Here is a 2984-nt window from a genome sequence, read left to right as displayed (position 1 = left end):
TGGAAATTAGTAATATAATGTGCCATAACCGTTTGGCATCAATGGTTACGGTCCATTTTGATACTTTCAACCTTTAGTCTTCTAACAAAAAGTAAGCTGTACCCAACGTACAACTAACCAAGTTGCTTTTTAAAAATGTAAAAGATTTGACTACAATTACCGTTGTTGCCAATTTAAAAAAAGTTCCACTAATCTCTGATGAGTTAACTACATTTTAACCACATTAATTCTGTAATAGTTAGTTGCTTATCAGTAAATTAGATTTTTTCATTTTTACGATTGCTAATTACTGGCACCTATCGTATAATTGGATTTGCAATAGTTATCCACCCCCAACAGGCAGATAATTATTTCTCTACCTAAAAAGTAGTAACAGCCCAGTTACTCCTAGTGAAACCCCTCGTCTATGATGAGGGGTTTTTGCTTGGAGTGGGACAAAAGTCGTTTTTGGGTTTATTGCGTAACGTAGACTAATCAAATAACCGTACTATAGTTATTCGATTAGTCGTAGTTAGGCATGTGAACCCAGACTTTTGGCGCACATTCTAGGGTAACGTTCAGAAATAATGAGCGGTTATGACCTTTTGTTCCAGCCTCTTTGCTTGGAAAAAATTATGCCAATAAAAGAAACCTTACGCCATACCCGCAAAGTTACAAGTATGACGTAAGGCTTATTCAGAGCCATTTATCCGTTTATTCTAACGTAATTACCTGGCTGGCCTTGCCTAATTTCTGGAAAATTTCGTACATATTAGTGGTTCCACCAACTTTCAGTTCGGCCTCAACATCATGGTAATTCAGGCAAGTTCCACAAGATAGGATTTCGACACCTTCATCAGCGAGGTTTTTAATATCCTCCAGAGCGTCATTTTCCTTTGTCGTTAAAAAGATGCCGTCATTATAGAAAATAATCGAGCTTGGTAGTGGCGCAGTCTGATCAATTGTAAAAATGAGCCCATTCATCAAAATCGTACCCAGTTCTTCTGGTCCCGTACCCATGACCTTTTTACCAATCATGATGACGGTGCCACCACCATTTTGATTAGGTGCCTGTTCAATTGGTTGATCCTTTTCCACTGTATCCTTCACTTCGATATTCACCTCATATTCGTCTTCCTTAAGCTTCTTTTCTGAGTAAGTTCCTTCCAATTTATCCGCCAATTTTTTGAGATCTTCAAGCGCCTCTTCGTTCACCGTAACGCTAACCACTGGATCCTCTTCTAACGCCAATTTGGTCATAATAATTGGTTTAGGACAGGGAACGCCACGAGCATCTAATTTTTGCATGATTGATTTCTCCTTTATTTATGTATGTTTTGGAAATTGGTTTGATTGCGGTACTTTTTCTGTAAATGTGTTGAAATGGTATTGTTGCGGGCTTATCAGGAGCACATATAAGCCAGAATCCTACTAGTCTTCCCCTGGCTAGTTTGGCCTAAACGTGTTTGGAAAGGCAGATTCTGAGGATTGGCCCAGACACTCTTCCAACTACTCCTGATACTTCTTCCGCAATAACTTCGCCGCCCGCACAATGGCGCGCATTTTTCGTTCGGCGACTTCTGCGTTACTGATAACACTGTTGGAGAACGTTCCGAAGCCACAATCTGGATTGAGCCAGATTTTTTCTTTCGGTAAGTATTGCAGCGCCTTTTCAACTCGAGCCATGATGTCATAAGGATTTTCAATTTCACTACTGCGGGGATTGGTGGACCCAATGCCTAACGCGAACGCTTTATTCAGTCCGTTGTCGTACAATTCTGAAATGTCGCCAGCTCGTTTGACAGAAAACTCAAGGAACAAAAGATCCGGTGAAATTTCGTTAAACGTGTCGACTAGTGGCGCGTATGAGCCAGATAGCATCGCATTTTCATCAGTCCCCCAGTTACCGCGGCAAGTATGTAGAGCAGCAATCGATTTACTACGGTCAATTTGAGCAAATAAGCGCTTGATTAGATCAGTCGCAAAGGCCAACTCATCTGCCTTATCCCGTTTTTTGGAAAGTGATGAACACATGAATGAGCGCTCAGAATTAGACGCCGCACTAAACACAATTTCAGTTAAAACAGGTTCGTCAATTTGAATGATATCCACACCAATTGCCTGCAGGTGCTGAACCTCTTTTGTTAGTAGCTTAAGAATATCTTCGGCCATTTCTTCTTGATTTTTATAGGCCGGCATACTGGCGTTAGGCACCCAAATCGAACGCGCCAGTAAATACGGACCTGGTAACTCAATTTTGACGGGCTGCTTCGTTTGTTGTTTCAAAAATTGCAGGTCTGCCACCGTCAATCCTTGCGCATAACCAAGCTTGCCCACGCACACAGCGTTGTTAATGGCACTCAACTTAACGCCGGCCCGATTAATCAACTCGTCCGCAAAACTACAGTCCGAGCCTAAAACATCAGAAAAACGTAACATATCCATTAACTCAATGCCGTCAAACCGCTGCGCCACGTATGATGCGTAGTTATCCCGGTTCAACTCACCATCACTAATGACATCTAACCCAAGTTGCTCCTCCATTTTGATAACCGATATTTCCTGTTGCCGAGCGACAGCATCAAGACTTGCCTGAGAAAAATCAGGTTTGCCAATCGCCTTAATCGCCGCCAACACCTCTGGATTCCGTGGCCAACTACCGACCATTGAAACCGGAAACAGTGGAAATTTCGTCGTCATCTAATCACCCCATTCTATGTATTCATGTTTCAGTTACCAAGACCAGTCTTTTATAACCGATTTCATAATAGCATTAAGCTAATTAATTCACAATTAACATTAAAGCAATCTAATGTTACTATTATTAATTAATTGTTTAGGCGTTTTGAAGAATTAATTATTTGAAATGTCGTTAATCCCCTGTATATTCATTGACTAACGGAATTTCTGCAAAAAATAACCTAACTAATTTGGCTCTATACTTTTTCCTGTTGATAGTTTACAAATGGTAAACTATTAACAGGATTTTTTGTGCCTTTGAATTT

At 40.7% G+C, this 2984-nt stretch carries 2 protein-coding genes; both read right to left on the bottom strand.

Annotated elements, in window-relative coordinates:
• Window positions 1–693: 693 nt before the first annotated feature.
• The gene (yedF, locus tag EKM98_RS11895) at window positions 694–1287 is read right to left on the bottom strand and encodes a sulfurtransferase-like selenium metabolism protein YedF (protein WP_068223113.1); all 594 of its coding nucleotides are present in this window, start codon (window positions 1285–1287) and stop codon (window positions 694–696) included.
• Between the two features lie 201 nt (window positions 1288–1488).
• Window positions 1489–2679: a cobalamin-independent methionine synthase II family protein gene (locus tag EKM98_RS11890; RefSeq protein WP_068223112.1), complete on the bottom strand. Its 1191-nt coding sequence runs from the start codon at window positions 2677–2679 to the stop codon at window positions 1489–1491.
• Window positions 2680–2984 lie beyond the last annotated feature (305 nt).

This window comes from Loigolactobacillus iwatensis, assembly GCF_003950295.1.
Lineage (GTDB): Bacteria > Bacillota > Bacilli > Lactobacillales > Lactobacillaceae > Loigolactobacillus > Loigolactobacillus iwatensis.
This window is presented reverse-complemented; position numbering and strand designations above follow the sequence as displayed.

Bases quoted from the DNA above. Each gene is read 5' to 3' on its own strand.
- yedF (WP_068223113.1), bottom strand. From the start codon at position 1,287: ATGCAAAAATTAGATGCTCGTGGCGTTCCCTGTCCTAAACCAATTATT.
- EKM98_RS11890 (WP_068223112.1), bottom strand. From the start codon at position 2,679: ATGACGACGAAATTTCCACTGTTTCCGGTTTCAATGGTCGGTAGTTGG.